This is a genomic window from Kitasatospora sp. DSM 101779, from assembly GCF_025655475.1.
Taxonomy (GTDB): Bacteria; Actinomycetota; Actinomycetes; order Streptomycetales; family Streptomycetaceae; genus Kitasatospora.
Genome location: NZ_JAHTIK010000001.1, coordinates 2,947,234 through 2,961,555, shown reverse-complemented (window position 1 = coordinate 2,961,555; position 14,322 = coordinate 2,947,234). Strand labels below are relative to the sequence as shown.

The following is a 14,322-nucleotide window of genomic DNA, read 5'->3' as shown; positions in this document are numbered from 1 at the left end:
GATGATTGTTTTTGGGTATGCCGCCCCGCTTATTGTCATGCGACACCCTGGATCCTTCCCCTCCTGGCTTATCTGGCTAAATCCTTTCCATGGGAATATTGTCGGCTCGATCGTTTGGCAATTCTTGCTGCCGGTGTCGTCCTATGTGGTGCTGCGCACATCTATGCCTCTCGGCAGAACTGAAGATCGCAGCACCTATAGATTGATAGCAAAGATCTCCGCGGCAATTCAATCGTGCGGTGCCGCATATCGCCAGACTGCTCCTCGCGATGCGGTAATCATGCAGCTCCTTTCTTCTAGGATTAGATCGGTTGAGAGGGGGATACTTCAGGGTCCATTGAGGCGCGGCACGATGCCCAGGCGATCGCACCGGCGACAGGCTCTGACCGTGCATGCTCGTTTGGTGGTCGCCTCGTTGCGGCGTGTGGAGGAGTCCGTTGACGTGAACCCTGAGATTGCATGCAAAGAATTGGCCCGCATGCTTACGCATATTGCCGAAAAATATGCCCAAGGGAGGCTTGGTGCGTTGCTGCCGGATGGTGATCTAGAGGGACTCGAACCCGTTCGGGACCACGCCACGCTGCTATCCGCATGTCGCACGGTAGTGGGCTTCGCTTTTGTCGCCCTGGCCGGTTGGGCCGGTACGGTATATGGCAAGCCGTATGGCGTTGAGGCGCCATGGTCGCTGGTTCCGGCTGTGATGGTGGCGCTCGTAGCTTTTCCTGCATTGCGCCCGTCGGTTCCAGAAATCGCTCGATCGTTTCTTCCTGGAGCCAAGTAGTCGATGCCTGGGTCGAGTTCGGGTCGCGGGCGGCCCCCCTCCTCGATCTGACCCCCCATGGGCGTACCCGGAACCTCCAGGGGCCGCCAAGGCCGAGCGCAAGCGTCACGAAGTGAGCCTTAGCGGCCCCTGGAGAACCCGGGTGCGGCGAAGCTGCCCGATCGAGGAGGGAACCACCCGCTCAGCCCGGCCGTGGCCGCAGGCCAGCCAAGCTGCTCCGCCGGGAGCGCGATACGGTGCCCGCATAACGCCCGAAGACCGAGTCGAAAGCCGGGAAGACCTCGCGGCATTCATCCGTGATCTCCACTCCGAGTACCTTGAACGGGGCGCCGAGTGGGAGAACGCGACGCTCGATCGCTTCCTGGAGGCCCTTGCCAGCTGGGTCGAGGATTCGCCCGGCTGGTACCGCAACTTCAAGCGCGAGATGCCTGCTGACGGCGACTGGGGCTTCTTCGCCCGTGCCCTCGGAGCAGCCACTGTCTACGAGTGAGCTGACGGCCGTACCAGATGAGTACCAGATCGGGCGGTCAGTCGCCGTAAGTGGCGGGAAGGGCGAGCGCACGAAGAGGGCTTGCAGGTGATGTTCGCCCAGCTCAGGGGTTAGTTCGTGGCGGGGACACTGCTGATTCCCAAGCTCAGGTGGTAGGCGGGCGGTCGTAGCTGGCAGCGTCGGACGGGGTGAGAATCAAGGATGCCCCCAGAGCCGCCAGCCTCGCCTGCTTGGACGTCTTTCGGAAGTTCTTGTCCGACGTCACGAATACGTCGGCGCGAGCCATGATGTGGGTGTGGAGCACCATCACGTCCAGCTGCTGGTTGCGCCACTTACGTTCGGCCTGCTCCCTGGCCTGGCCATCGAGCCCGAGAGGTACCGCATCGACATAGTCGAACGGTGCAGTCGGAAACAGGACCGAGTGGAGATTACGAGCCTCCGCCTCAGCCTCGTCATGGGCGAGGACGCACCAGTCCAGGTAGCTCAGATCGAGCACGCACACCGGGCGAAGAATCTCCAGATCTTCCAGGCCAAGCTTGTGAAGGCGTTCCTGGAAACCGGCGAAGTTGTCCAACACGGTTCCGTCTCGCTGGTTCTCTGCCGCCGTTGTCGCCACCACGCGTACCAAGCTGGCTCCCGCCCGGTGGCGCGCCACCAGCTCGTTGACGGCAGCCGCTTCATGCCGGCGCTCTTCCAACGCTATGAGGCAGTTGGTGTCGAGCGTGAAGGTAGGCATAGGCAAGGGTTCTCCAGGCGCAGGTCGTGCTGGCGATCGGCGACAGGTGCCGCTTGCCACGGGGCGTACCCACGCCGACCGGTGTAGATGCAACGCAGGATCTGGGCCTCACCGGGCCGTCTGTGGGCCGTGCGAGGGCGGCCAACGATGACAGATGACGGCCGAGGCCGAATGCCACTCCCCAAGTGGGAGCTGGGCCAACGTTGGGGATCTGCGACACTGGATGCACCATGCCTAAGCCCGGAGAACTGACCTTCGTCGCGCCGCGCGGCGCTAAGCCCCCGCGACACCTCGCCGACCTCAGCCCCGCCGAGCGCAAGGAGGCCGTCGCCGAGCTGGGCGAGCAGCCGTTCCGCGCCAAGCAGCTGTCCAACCACTACTTCGGCCGGCTGTCCGACGACCCGGCGACCTGGACGGACATCCCGGCGGGCAGCCGCGGGAAGCTCACCGAGAGCCTGCTGCCGGAGCTGATGTCGGTGGTCCGGCACGTCTCCTGCGACGACGACGCGACCCGCAAGACGCTGTGGAAGCTCTTCGACGGCACCCTGGTCGAGTCGGTGCTGATGCGCTACCCGGACCGGGTCACCATGTGCATCAGCTCGCAGGCCGGCTGCGGTATGAACTGCCCCTTCTGCGCCACCGGTCAGGCGGGTCTGACCCGTAACCTGTCGACCGCGGAGATCGTGGAGCAGATCGCCTCGGGCATGCGGGACCTGAAGAGCGGTGCCGTCCCCGGTGGCGAGGCCCGGCTCTCCAACGTGGTCTTCATGGGCATGGGCGAGCCGCTGGCCAACTACAACCGGGTGCTCGCCGCGGTCCGCCGGCTCACCGACCCGGCACCGGACGGCTTCGGCCTCTCGCAGCGCGGCATCACCGTCTCCACGGTCGGCCTGGTGCCCGCCATGTACCGCTTCGCCGACGAGGGCCTCAGCTGCCGTCTGGCGCTGTCCCTGCACGCGCCCGACGACGAGCTGCGCGACGAGCTGGTGCCGGTGAACACCCGGTGGAAGGTCGACGAGGTGCTGGAGGCCGCGTGGAACTACGCGGACAAGTCCGGCCGCCGGATCTCCATCGAGTACGCGCTGATCAAGGACATCAACGACCAGGCGTGGCGGGCCGACCTGCTCGGCCGGCTGATCAAGAACCGCCGGGTGCACGTGAACCTGATCCCGCTGAACCCGACGCCCGGGTCCAAGTGGACGGCGTCCCGCCCGGAGGACGAGCGTGAGTTCGTCCGGCGGCTGCAGGCGCACGGGGTGCCGACGACCGTCCGCGACACCCGTGGCCAGGAGATCGACGGCGCCTGCGGCCAGCTGGCCGCCGCGGGCTGACCGGGCACCGGAGGAACGGAAGGGCGGTGGACACCCGACGGGTGTCCACCGCCCTTCCGTCGTCCGGTCTCAGACCAGGCAGGCCGCCGCGAAGAGGGCGGTCAGACCGCCGGTGATCAGCAGTGCGCCGGCGGCAGCGGCGGCGCGGACGGCGACCGCGGCGCGCAGCGTCGCCGGCTCGGCGCCGAGCCGGACCAGCGAGGCGGTCACCTCGCGCCGGGCCGCGCGGATCTCCAGGGCGCGGGCCACCACCGCGCCGACCGCGCAGCCGGTGACCAGGAGGACGGCCGCCCGGACCGGCAGGTCGGGCTCGTCGCCGTAGGCGAGGGCCGCGAGGAGCACGGCGAGGCCGAGGACGAGCACCGCGAGCGGACCGGCGAGCGGCCGGGCCTCCGCGGTGAGCGACCGGGCGGCGAGCAGCCGCACCGGGCCGGGCCGGCGCAGGGCGAGCAGCCGGCCGGCGAGCGCCAGCAGCGGTGCGGTGAGCAGGGCGAGCCCGAGCGCGGTGAACGCCCAGCCGGTCAGTGCGGCGGTACCGACCGATCCGAGGTGGGCGGGGAGTTCGACGGGCCGGCCGTCCTGTTCGGCGCCGGGCCGCAGTCCGTACAGCTCCAGGGCCATGCCGACGACGGTGAGTCCGGTGGGTACGGCGATCCGCACCGGGTGGAAGCCGGTGCTGTGGGGCACGGCGGTCCGGCCCGGCAGGGCGTCGGTCAGCGGGACGGCCGCGGCGGCCGCGCAGCCGGCCACCAGCGGCACGAGGACGAGCAGGGTGACCGGCGCGGCGGCCGGCAGCGAGCTGCCGAGGCCGACGTCGGCGGCGAGCCCGGGCCCGGCGATGTCGTTGCGCAGGACGAGGAAGAGCAGCAGGGCGAGCACGCTGCCGAGGGCGGCGGCGAGCGCCGTCTCGACGGCGATCAGCAGCCGGATGCGGACGGGGCCGTAGCCGGCCGCGGCGAGGCCGGCGATCCGCTCGGGGTGCTGGACGGGCACGGCGCGGGCGGCGGCGGCGGAGAGCCAGCCGACCGCGGCCAGCGCGGGCAGGCACCACAGCAGCCGGGGCACCGAGGTGGCGGAGGGTTCGCCGAGGGCCCGGCCGAGGGAGCGGAGCAGGAAGGCGGCGGCCGTCGCGGCGGCGGCCGCGGTGAGCAGCCAGCGGACCAGGTCGAGTGCCCGGTAGCCCCTGACCAGTCGGAGTGGGAACACGTCGTTCTCTCCGCTCTCAGCGCGCGGCCGTGACGGCGGTGGAGCCGGTGGCCGTGGAGCCGGTGGCGCCTGCGATGGTGGTGCCCGCGGCGGGGCCGGCCGTGCTGCTCGCCGGGCCGGCGATCCGGCCGTCGATGAGGGTGAGGGTACGGTCGGCCTGGCCGGCCGGCTCCGGGTCGTGGGTGGCCAGGAGCATGGTGAGGTTGTGCGAGCGGGCGGCGCTGGCCAGTATCCGCAGCACCTGCTCGCGCTCCTCGCGGTGCAGCGGGGCGCCCGGGTCGTCGGCGAAGACCACCCGCGGCAGCGGTGCGAGGGCCCGGGCGACGGCGATCCGCTGGCGCTGGGCCTGGGTCAGCTCGGCGGGGCGGCGGGCGGCGCAGTCGGCGACGTCGAGCCGTTCGAGCCACTCGGAGGCGGCGGTGTACGCGGCGCGGTGGCCGGTGCCGGCGAGCAGCAGCGGGAGGGCGGTGTTCTCGCGGGCCGTCAGTTCCGGCACCAGGTGAGGTTCGGAGCCGACCCAGCCGAAGCGTTCGCGGCGGAGCTTCTCACGGCCGAGGCGGCCGAGGGTGTGCACGGGAGAGCTGTGGAACCAGATCTCGCCCTCGTCGACCGGCAGCTGGGCGGAGAGGCAGCCGAGCAGGGTGCTCTTGCCGGAGCCGCGGGGCCCGGTCACGGCGAGCACTTCGCCCTCCCGGACGGCGAGCGAGACTCCGCGCAGGGCGGGTGTGCCGTGCTGGGACTTGACGATCCCTCGGGCCCACAGCACGTCGTTGTCTGGCGGGGCCGCTGACATGGAGAACCGTCCTGGTGCCTTGTCGGGATATGACAGTCGTCAGATTAGAACGAACAGGTCGGGGTGCGGTTGCGGCACACTGGCCCATCCCCGGGCAAATCACCGTCATTCCGGCGGTCGGATCCGGTATCCGGGGGCCGGACACGCCGAAGGGCGGCCCCGGTGGACCGGGACCGCCCTGGCGGAGGGTGGGAGGAGGCTCAGATCTTCGCCCACGCGTCGGTGAGGCTGACCCGCAGGATCTGCTCGATCTCGTCGAAGGTCGACTGGTCGGAGATCAGCGGCGGGGCCAGCTGGACGACCGGGTCGCCACGGTCGTCGGCGCGGCAGTACAGGCCGTTGTCGAAGAGCGCCTTCGACAGGAAGCCGTAGAGGACGCGCTCGACCTCGTCGTCGTTGAACGACTCCTTGGTGGCCTTGTCCTTCACGAGCTCGATGCCGTAGAAGTAGCCGTTGCCGCGGACGTCGCCGACGATCGGCAGGTCGCGCAGCTTGTTCAGGGTGCCGAGGAAGCGCGACTCGTTGTCGAGCACGTGCTGGTTGAGGCCCTCGCGCTCGAAGATGTCGAGGTTGGCCAGCGCCACCGCGGAGGACACCGGGTGGCCGCCGAAGGTGTAGCCGTGCAGGAAGGTGTTGTCGCCCTTGTAGAACGGCTCGGCGATGCGGTCCGAGATGATCGTGGCGCCGATCGGGGAGTAGCCCGAGGTCATGCCCTTGGCACAGGTGATCATGTCGGGCTGGTAGCCGAACTTGTCGGCGCCGAACATGGTGCCGAGGCGGCCGAAGGCGCAGATGACCTCGTCCGACACGAGCAGCACGTCGTGGCGGTCGCAGATCTCGCGCAGGCGCTGGAAGTACCCGGGCGGCGGCGGGAAGCAGCCGCCGGCGTTCTGCACCGGCTCGACGAAGACGGCGGCGACGGTGTCCGGGCCCTCGAAGAGGATGGCCTGCTCGACCTGGTCGGCGCACCAGCGGCCGTAGGCCTCCGGGTCGACGGTGCCGTCCGGGCCCTCGAGGTACTCGGGGGCGCGGTAGATGTTGGTGTTGGGAGCCTTGTGGGTGCCGGGCACCAGCGGCTCGAACGGGGCCTTCAGGCCCGGCAGGCCGGTGATCGACAGGGCGCCCTGGGGGGTGCCGTGGTACGCGACGGCCCGGGAGATGACCTTGTACTTGGTCGGCTTGCCGGTCAGCTTGAAGTACTGCTTGGCCAGCTTCCAGGCGGTCTCGACCGCCTCGCCGCCGCCGGTCGAGAAGAACACCTTGTTCAGGTCGCCCGGGGCGTAGTTCGCCAGGCGCTCGGCGAGCTCGACGGCCTTCGGGTGGGCGTAGCTCCAGACCGGGAAGAAGGCGAGCTCCTTGGCCTGCCGGGCAGCCGCCTCGGCGAGCTCCTCGCGGCCGTGGCCGGCCTGGACCACGAACAGGCCGGCGAGGCCGTCGAGGTACTTCCGGCCCTTGTCGTCCCAGACGTAGGTGCCCTCACCGCGCACGATGGTGGGGACGGGGGAGTTCTCGTACGACGACATGCGGGTGAAGTGCATCCACAGGTGGTCGTAGGCGGTCTTGGAAAGGTCCTTCTGCGCCGGGTCGGCTGTCATCTGGTGCCCCAGGTGTAGGTCTGTTTCCGGAGCTTCAGATAAACGAAGCTCTCGGTGCTCCGCACGCCGGGAAGCGCGCGGATGCGCTTGTTGATCATTTCGAGCAGGTGCTCGTCGTCCTCGCACACCAGCTCGGCCAGCAGGTCGAACGAGCCTGCGGTGCAGACGACGTAGTCGACCTCGTCGAACGCGGCCAGGGCGTCCGCGACCGGTTCGATGTCGCCCTCCACCCGGATCCCCACCATCGCCTGCCGGGTGAAGCCGACGGTGAGGGGGTCGGTGACGGCGACGATCTGCATCACGCCCTGGTCGAGCAGCTTCTGGACGCGTTGCCGCACGGCGGCCTCCGACAGGCCGACGGCCTTGCCGATGGCGGCGTACGGGCGTCGCCCGTCCTCCTGGAGCTGTTCGATGATCGCCTTGGAGGCGGCGTCGAGGGGAACGCTGGCGTTCCGGTCGCGGTTGGCCACGACGCCACTGTGCACGATCGCCGGGCGCCGCGCAAGCCGCCGGGGTGCTGATTTCGTCGCTGTTTCCAAGATTGCATGCGGATTGCGTCGTGTCCGAGCGGGAACCCTGTCGATACCGTCGGTCATTGGGTAGCCTGGATGACGTGCACGCGCAGGCGTGCACACCCCCCCAGTGGACCGCGGCCGGTCCGACCCGGCCAGCCGTGCGCCGGAGGTACCCTGGCGCCGGATTCTGCAACGCCGCAGGCCCAGACCGAGGAGAGACCCGTGAGCGACCTTCGTACGCTGCGCAACTACATCAACGGCGAGTTCGTCGATGCGGCGGACGGCCGCACGCTGGACGTGATCGACCCGACGACCGGCGAGGTGTACGCGACCTCCCCGCTCTCCGGCGCCGCCGACGTCGACGCTGCGATGGCCGCCGCCGCCGAGGCGTTCCCCGTATGGCGCGACGCCACCCCCTCGACCCGCCAGAAGCTCCTGCTGAAGATCGCGGACGCGGTGGAGGCCCGTGCCGACGAGATCGTCGACACCGAGTGTCGCAACACCGGCAAGCCGCGCGGGCTGACCCTCTCCGAGGAGATCGGCCCGATGGTCGACCAGATCCGGTTCTTCGCCGGCGCCGCCCGCCTGCTGGAGGGCAAGGCCGCGGGCGAGTACATGGACGGCATGACCTCGATCGTCCGCCGCGAGCCGGTCGGCGTCTGTGCCCAGGTCGCGCCGTGGAACTACCCGATGATGATGGCGGTCTGGAAGTTCGCCCCGGCCATCGCCGCGGGCAACACCGTCGTCCTCAAGCCCTCCGACACCACCCCGGCCTCCACCGTGCTGCTCGCCGAGATCATCGGCGGCATCCTCAAGGACATGGAGCTGCCGGCCGGCGTCTTCAACGTCATCTGCGGCGACCGCGAGACCGGCAAGCTGATGGTCGAGCACCCCACCCCGGCGATGGCCTCCATCACCGGTTCCGTCCGCGCCGGCATCCAGGTCGCCGAGTCCGCCTCCAAGGACGTCAAGCGCGTCCACCTGGAGCTCGGCGGCAAGGCCCCGGTCGTGGTCTTCGAGGACGCCGACATCGCCGAGGCCGTCGAGGGCATCTCGGTGGCCGGCTTCTTCAACGCCGGCCAGGACTGCACCGCCGCGACCCGCGTCCTGGTGCACGAGTCGATCCACGACGCCTTCGTCGAGGCCCTCGCCAAGGCCGCCGCGGACACCAAGACCGGCGGCATCGACGACGAGGACGTCCTCTACGGCCCGCTGAACAACGCCAACCAGCTCGCCCAGGTCACCGGCTTCATCGAGCGCCTGCCCGAGCACGCCAAGGTCGAGGCCGGCGGCCACCGGGTCGGCGACAAGGGCTACTTCTACGCCCCGACCGTCGTCTCGGGCCTGCTGCAGGACGACGAGATCATCCAGCGCGAGGTCTTCGGCCCGGTCATCACCGTGCAGAAGTTCACCGACGAGGACCAGGCCGTCGGTTACGCCAACGGTGTCGAGTACGCCCTCGCCTCCTCCGTCTGGACGAAGGACCACGCCCGCGCCATGCGGATGTCCCGCCGCCTGGACTTCGGCTGCGTCTGGATCAACACCCACATCCCGCTGGTCGCCGAGATGCCGCACGGCGGCTTCAAGAAGTCCGGCTACGGCAAGGACCTGTCCTCCTACGGCTTCGAGGACTACACCCGCGTCAAGCACGTCATGACCGCCATCTGACGACCCGACGCGACCGGCGCACCCAGGGGGCGCGGGCAGCTGCGCGCACAGCGCGGCCGCCCGCGCCCCCGGCGCCTTTGCCACCCTGTCACGGCGACGCGGCGATCGGGTGACATGGTGCAACTGCCTCGCGGCCGCCCTCCTCCCTAGGCTGGCCGCATGAGCATCCCCACCGCTGACTCAGCCGCAGGCCAGGCCGTCAAGGCCGCCGACCGCGCGCACGTCTTCCACTCGTGGTCCGCCCAGGCGCTGATCGACCCCCTCGCGGTGGCCGGCGCCGAGGGTTCGTACTTCTGGGACTACGAGGGCAACCGCTACCTCGACTTCTCCTCCCAGCTGGTGAACACCAACATCGGCCACCAGCACCCGAAGGTCGTCGCCGCGATCCAGGAGCAGGCGGCCAAGCTCTGCACCATCGCGCCCGGCTTCGCCGTCGAGCCGCGCAGCGAGGCCGCCCGGCTGATCGCCGAGCGCACCCCCGGCGAGCTCAACAAGATCTTCTTCACTAACGGCGGCGCCGAGGCCAACGAGAACGCCATCCGGATGGCCCGTCTGCACACCGGCCGGCAGAAGGTGCTCTCGACCTACCGCTCGTACCACGGCGCCACCGCCAACGCGATCGCGCTGACCGGCGACCCCCGCCGCTGGGCCAACGAGACCGGCGTCTCCGGCATCGTCCACTTCTGGGGCCCCTACGCCTACCGCTCGGTCTTCCACGCCGAGAACGAGGCGCAGGAGTGCGAGCGCGCGCTCGCCCACCTGGAGCAGGTCATCGCCTTCGAGGGCCCGGCCACCGTCGCCGCGATCATCCTGGAGACGGTCGTCGGCACAGCCGGCATCCTGATCCCGCCGCCCGGCTACCTGCAGGGCGTCCGGGAGATCTGCGACCGGTACGGCATCGTCTTCATCCTCGACGAGGTGATGGCCGGCTTCGGCCGCACCGGCGAGTGGTTCGCCGCCGACAACTGGGCCGTCACCCCCGACCTGCTGACCTTCGCCAAGGGCGTCAACTCCGGCTACGTCCCGCTCGGCGGCGTCGCCATCAACCCGGAGATCGCCGCCACCTTCGACGAGCGGGTCTTCCCCGGCGGCCTCACCTACTCCGGCCACCCGCTGGCCTGCGCCTCCGCGATCGCCACCATCAACGCGATGGCGGAGGAAGGCATCGTCGAGAACGCCAAGCACATCGGCGAGAGCGTGATCGGCCCCGGCCTGCGCGAGCTCGCCGAGCGCCACCCCTCGATCGGCGAGGTCCGCGGCCTCGGCGTCTTCTGGGCGCTCGACCTGGTCAAGAACCGCGAGACCCGCGAGCCGCTGGTGCCCTACAACGCCGCCGGACCCGCCAACGCGCCGATGGCGGAGCTGGCCGCCGCGTGCAAGCAGCGCGGCCTGTGGCCCTTCGTCAACATGAACCGCTTCCACGTGGTGCCGCCGTGCACCGTCAGCGCGGAGGAGGCCAAGGCCGGCCTCGCCATCCTGGACGAGGTCCTCACCCTCACGGACGCGCACACCGCCTGACGCACCGACGGGAACGGCCCCGGGGCAACCGCCCCGGGGCCGTTCCGCGTGGCCGCGCAGGACGGCGGTGCGGCTTCAGCGGCGCACCGCGTCCAGCGCCAGCAGCGCGACGTGCAGCGACAGGCAGGACTCCACCTGGTCCAGGTCCACCCCGAGGATCCGCTCCACCTTGTGCAACCGGTCGTAGAACGACGGCCGGGACAGGTGCGCCGCGTCCGCAGCCGCCGACTTGTTGCGGCCCTGCTCCAGGTAGATGCGCAGCATCCGCACCAACTGCCCGCCGTGCTCGGCGTCGTACGCCAGCAGCGGCCCGAGCTCCCGCTCCACGTACGTCTGCAGCCGCTCGTCGTCGCGCAGCAGGTGCAGCAGACCGCGCAGCCGGACGTCCGGCAGCCGGTAGTAGGCGGCCGCCCGGCCGCCCGGCGCGTCGTGCAGCGCCGCGTCCGCGACCTGGGTGGCCTCCAGCAGGGTGCGCCGGGCGTCGCGCACCGACCCCACCGAGGAGCCCACCGCTATGACCGGCTCCGGCGGCGGCGCCGACGCGTCCCGCGCGCCGTCCGCCACCAGCTTGCGCAGCGCCGCCGCGAACGCCTCCAACGCCGTGTGCTCGTCCTGCTGCGAACCGAGCGCGATCAGCATCCCGACGCCCTCGTCGTCCAGCGCGCCGACCAGCGCCGGCAGCCGGCAGCCGCGGATCGCCGTGGCCGCCAGCTCGGTGAAGTCCCGCAGCCGCGCCTGCGCCTCCAGCGCGGCCGGCACCGGTCCGCGGCGCTGCCGCAGCACCACGCCCACCAGCCGCCGGCCCTCCAGCGGCACCCCCAGCGCCTGCGCGCGCAGCGCCACCTCACTGACCGTCAGGGCGTGCGTGAGGATGCCCGAGAGCAGCGTGCGGTGGGTCTGCCGCTCCAGGCTCTCCCGGTCGCGCACCACCAGCCGGTTCAGCGCCAGCGTCGCCGCGCCGCGCTCCAGCATCATCGCGTGCGGGTGCGGGGTGCCCTCCGGCAGCGCGCCCGGCTCGCCGATCAGCACCAGCCGCCCCCAGTCCTGGCCGCGCGCACCGACCGCGGTGACCAGCCAGCCGCTGCGCGGATCGTGCCCGGTGCGCCCCTGCGGGCGGACCCCGCGCGAACGGGCCTCCCAGCCCTCCAACAGCTCCGCCTCCGGCCGTCCGGCGCTCTCGTGCGCCAGCACCTGGTGCGCCAGGTTCTCCAGCACCACCGGCGCACCGGCCAGCTGCGCCACCTGCCGCACCACCTCGCCGGGTTCGGCGCCCTCCACCGCCAGCTCGTTGAAGACCTGGTGCACCGCCTCGGAGGTGCGCAGCTGCTCCAGCTGGGCGTTGACCACCAGCGCGTGCACCGCCTCGGTGACGGCGACGAAGCGCAGCTCGCGGCGGAGCGCGATCAGCGGCAGGCCGCGCTGTTCGGCGGCGTTGACCAGGGCGCGCGGCAGCGAGTCGAAGTAGCGGCGGCCGAACTCGACGACCAGGCCGGCGGCGCCGACGTCCGCGAGCTCGTGGACGTAGCGGGCCAGGCCCTCGCGCTGCTCGGGCAGGGCGATGCCGGTGGTGAGCACCAGCTCGCCGCCCTGCAGGACGCCGGCGACGTCCGGCAGCTCGCTCACGTGGACCCAGCGGACGGGTCGCTCCAGGTGGTCCGCACCGGCCACCACGTCGGGCAGTCCGCGCCGCATCACGTCCAGGTCCAGCACCCGGGCGACGGTGGGGAGCATCGCGGGCCTCCAGCTGATCAGGGGTGTCAGAGAAATCTTGCCTCGGCACGGTGCCCGCCCACCCGCCGTGCGGCCTTGCACCCTGTAAACCCCTTGCCGCCGGGCCTGTCGGAGTGACCCTTGTCACCCGATCGCCCGAGACGGCATGGTCGGGCCATCGGAAGTGGCGAAAACCGGGACGCGGCAGCGGAATCCGCAGCGTAACCAGAAGGCAACAGCGGAATCCCTTGTGGAAGAAAACTGGGCCTGTCAGGATCGCGCAATCCCGGTGAACCACCGCTTCGGATCTCTCCGTCTGCTATGCGGCGACTGGACCAGTCGCCGGCCATGGCGTACGGGCATCGCCGCACCGCCGAGGAAGCATGGGCGTGCAGCGGGTTCCGCGCCCCGGGGCGCGGAGGCCGAACCACCGGGCACATGGAGGACAGCAGATGGACCTGACCAGCTTCAGCGCCGGCGCGCAGCACATCGCCGGGCGGGTGGTCCGGGGGAGCGGCGACGAGCGGTTCAGGGTGGTCAACCCGGCCGACGGCAGCACCGTGGAGGAGGTCGTGCTGGCCTCGCCCGCCGACGTCGACGCCGCGGTCGACGCGGCCCGCGCCGCCCTGCCCGAGTGGTCCCGCGCCACCCCCGGCACGCGCTCCGAGGCCCTCAACCGGCTGGCCGGCGTCCTCGCCGACCACGCGGAGGAGTTCGCCCGCGTCGAGACCGCGCAGACCGGCAAGCCGATCAAGCTCTCCACCGAGTTCGACGTCCCCGGCACCATCGACAACACCGCCTTCTTCGCCGGCGCCGCCCGCAACCTGGAGGGCAAGGCCGCCGGCGAGTACTCCGGCGACCACACCTCGTACGTGCGCCGCGAGGCGATCGGCGTGGTCGGCTCGATCTCGCCGTGGAACTACCCCCTGCAGATGGCCGCCTGGAAGATCCTCCCGGCCATCGCCGCGGGCAACACCATCGTCCTCAAGCCGGCCGAACTCACCCCGCTCACCTCGCTGATGTTCGCCGCCGCGTGCACCGAGGCCGGCATCCCCGACGGCGTCGTCAACGTGATCACCGGCGCCGGCCGCACCGCCGGCGAGCACCTCGTCTCCCACCCCGCGGTGTCGATGGTGTCCTTCACCGGCTCCACCGCCGTCGGCAAGCGGGTCGCCGAACTCGCCACCGCCTCCGTCAAGCGCACCCACCTCGAACTCGGCGGCAAGGCCCCGTTCGTGGTCTTCGACGACGCCGACCTGGAGGCCGCCGTGCACGGCGCGGTCGCCGCCTCCCTCATCAACAGCGGCCAGGACTGCACCGCCGCCACCCGCGCCTACGTCCAGCGCCCGCTCTACGACGCCTTCGTCGCCGGGGTCGCCGACCTGTACGCCGCCGTCCGCCTCGGCGACCCGCGCAACCCGCAGACCGACCTCGGCCCGCTGGTCTCCTTCGCCCACCGCGACCGGGTCGCCGGCTTCGTCGAGCGCGCCCGCCGCGACGGCGCCACGGTCGTCACCGGCGGAAGCACCGGCACCAAGGGTCACGACGGCACCGACCTCACCCTCGGCGCCTACCACCTGCCCACCCTGATCACCGGCGCCGCCCAGGACAGCGAGGTCGTCCAGGGCGAGATCTTCGGCCCCGTCCTCGTCGTCCTGCCCTTCGACGGCGACGAGGAGGGCCTGCGGCTCGCCAACGACACCCCCTACGGCCTCGCCGCGTCCGCCTGGACCCGCGACGTCCACCGCTCGCTGCGCGCCACCCGCGAGATCGCGGCCGGCTGCGTCTGGGTCAACGACCACATCCCGATCATCAGCGAGATGCCGCACGGCGGCTACAAGGCCTCCGGCTACGGCAAGGACATGTCGCAGTACTCCCTCGACGAGTACACCCAGGTCAAGCACGTCATGTACGACACCACCGCGGTCGCCCGCAAGGATTGGCACCGCACGATCTTCGGGGACCGATAACCCCGTCCG

At 70.9% G+C, this 14,322-nt stretch carries 12 protein-coding genes; 6 read left to right on the top strand and 6 right to left on the bottom strand.

The genetic code is table 11. From position 1 onward, the window contains the following. The first annotated feature begins 442 nt into the window (after positions 1 to 442). Entirely contained in the window at positions 443 to 781 is a 339-nt protein-coding gene (locus tag KSNIM_RS13525) for a hypothetical protein (RefSeq protein WP_263103478.1), read from the top strand. A 142-nt stretch (positions 782 to 923) separates the two neighbouring features. Further along, positions 924 to 1,271 carry a hypothetical protein gene (locus tag KSNIM_RS13520; RefSeq protein ID WP_263103477.1) on the top strand — a complete coding sequence of 116 codons (348 nt, stop codon included), beginning with the start codon at positions 924 to 926 and terminating at the stop codon, positions 1,269 to 1,271. Between the two features lie 145 nt (positions 1,272 to 1,416). Here KSNIM_RS13520 and KSNIM_RS13515 read toward each other — a convergent pair whose 3' ends face one another. Further along, positions 1,417 to 2,007 carry a hypothetical protein gene (locus tag KSNIM_RS13515; RefSeq protein WP_263103476.1) on the bottom strand — a complete coding sequence of 197 codons (591 nt, stop codon included), beginning with the start codon at positions 2,005 to 2,007 and terminating at the stop codon, positions 1,417 to 1,419. A 230-nt stretch (positions 2,008 to 2,237) separates the two neighbouring features. On the opposite strand from KSNIM_RS13515, the gene rlmN reads away from it, so the two are divergent. Continuing rightward, the gene (gene rlmN, locus KSNIM_RS13510) at positions 2,238 to 3,338 is read left to right on the top strand and encodes a 23S rRNA (adenine(2503)-C(2))-methyltransferase RlmN (protein WP_263103475.1); all 1,101 of its coding nucleotides are present in this window, start codon (positions 2,238 to 2,240) and stop codon (positions 3,336 to 3,338) included. A gap of 69 nt (positions 3,339 to 3,407) precedes the next feature. On the opposite strand, the gene KSNIM_RS13505 is transcribed toward rlmN, so the two are convergent. The 4 genes from KSNIM_RS13505 to KSNIM_RS13490 form a co-directional block, all read right to left on the bottom strand. Continuing rightward, the gene (locus tag KSNIM_RS13505) at positions 3,408 to 4,544 is read right to left on the bottom strand and encodes a hypothetical protein (RefSeq protein WP_263103474.1); all 1,137 of its coding nucleotides are present in this window, start codon (positions 4,542 to 4,544) and stop codon (positions 3,408 to 3,410) included. 16 nt (positions 4,545 to 4,560) lie between these two features. Continuing rightward, the gene (locus tag KSNIM_RS13500; protein ID WP_263103473.1) at positions 4,561 to 5,337 is read right to left on the bottom strand and encodes an ABC transporter ATP-binding protein; all 777 of its coding nucleotides are present in this window, start codon (positions 5,335 to 5,337) and stop codon (positions 4,561 to 4,563) included. Positions 5,338 to 5,537: 200 nt separating this feature from the next. After that, positions 5,538 to 6,932: an aspartate aminotransferase family protein gene (locus KSNIM_RS13495; RefSeq protein WP_263103472.1), complete on the bottom strand. Its 1,395-nt coding sequence runs from the start codon at positions 6,930 to 6,932 to the stop codon at positions 5,538 to 5,540. Then, positions 6,929 to 7,402, bottom strand: a complete 474-nt coding sequence (locus KSNIM_RS13490; RefSeq protein WP_043175796.1) for an Lrp/AsnC family transcriptional regulator — start codon at positions 7,400 to 7,402, stop codon at positions 6,929 to 6,931. Before KSNIM_RS13490 ends, KSNIM_RS13495 begins: the two co-directional genes overlap by 4 nt. A gap of 267 nt (positions 7,403 to 7,669) precedes the next feature. Between KSNIM_RS13490 and KSNIM_RS13485 the strand changes: the two genes are divergently transcribed. Together KSNIM_RS13485 and KSNIM_RS13480 are read left to right on the top strand one after the other, a co-directional pair. Beyond that, positions 7,670 to 9,115 (top strand): gamma-aminobutyraldehyde dehydrogenase, encoded by a 1,446-nt coding sequence (locus KSNIM_RS13485; protein WP_263103471.1) that lies wholly within the window; start codon positions 7,670 to 7,672, stop codon positions 9,113 to 9,115. Between the two features lie 159 nt (positions 9,116 to 9,274). After that, positions 9,275 to 10,633 carry an aspartate aminotransferase family protein gene (locus tag KSNIM_RS13480; RefSeq protein WP_263103470.1) on the top strand — a complete coding sequence of 453 codons (1,359 nt, stop codon included), beginning with the start codon at positions 9,275 to 9,277 and terminating at the stop codon, positions 10,631 to 10,633. Positions 10,634 to 10,708: 75 nt separating this feature from the next. Here KSNIM_RS13480 and KSNIM_RS13475 read toward each other — a convergent pair whose 3' ends face one another. Then, positions 10,709 to 12,364, bottom strand: a complete 1,656-nt coding sequence (locus KSNIM_RS13475) for a PucR family transcriptional regulator (protein WP_263103469.1) — start codon at positions 12,362 to 12,364, stop codon at positions 10,709 to 10,711. A 431-nt stretch (positions 12,365 to 12,795) separates the two neighbouring features. On the opposite strand from KSNIM_RS13475, the gene KSNIM_RS13470 reads away from it, so the two are divergent. Further along, positions 12,796 to 14,313: a gamma-aminobutyraldehyde dehydrogenase gene (locus tag KSNIM_RS13470; RefSeq protein WP_263103468.1), complete on the top strand. Its 1,518-nt coding sequence runs from the start codon at positions 12,796 to 12,798 to the stop codon at positions 14,311 to 14,313. The last annotated feature ends 9 nt before the right edge of the window (positions 14,314 to 14,322 follow it).

Bases quoted from the DNA above. Each gene is read 5' to 3' on its own strand.
- KSNIM_RS13515 (WP_263103476.1), bottom strand. From the start codon at position 2,007: ATGCCTACCTTCACGCTCGACACCAACTGCCTCATAGCGTTGGAAGAG.
- rlmN (WP_263103475.1), top strand. From the start codon at position 2,238: ATGCCTAAGCCCGGAGAACTGACCTTCGTCGCGCCGCGCGGCGCTAAG.
- KSNIM_RS13500 (WP_263103473.1), bottom strand. From the start codon at position 5,337: ATGTCAGCGGCCCCGCCAGACAACGACGTGCTGTGGGCCCGAGGGATC.
- KSNIM_RS13495 (WP_263103472.1), bottom strand. From the start codon at position 6,932: ATGACAGCCGACCCGGCGCAGAAGGACCTTTCCAAGACCGCCTACGAC.
- KSNIM_RS13480 (WP_263103470.1), top strand. From the start codon at position 9,275: ATGAGCATCCCCACCGCTGACTCAGCCGCAGGCCAGGCCGTCAAGGCC.
- KSNIM_RS13475 (WP_263103469.1), bottom strand. From the start codon at position 12,364: ATGCTCCCCACCGTCGCCCGGGTGCTGGACCTGGACGTGATGCGGCGC.
- KSNIM_RS13470 (WP_263103468.1), top strand. From the start codon at position 12,796: ATGGACCTGACCAGCTTCAGCGCCGGCGCGCAGCACATCGCCGGGCGG.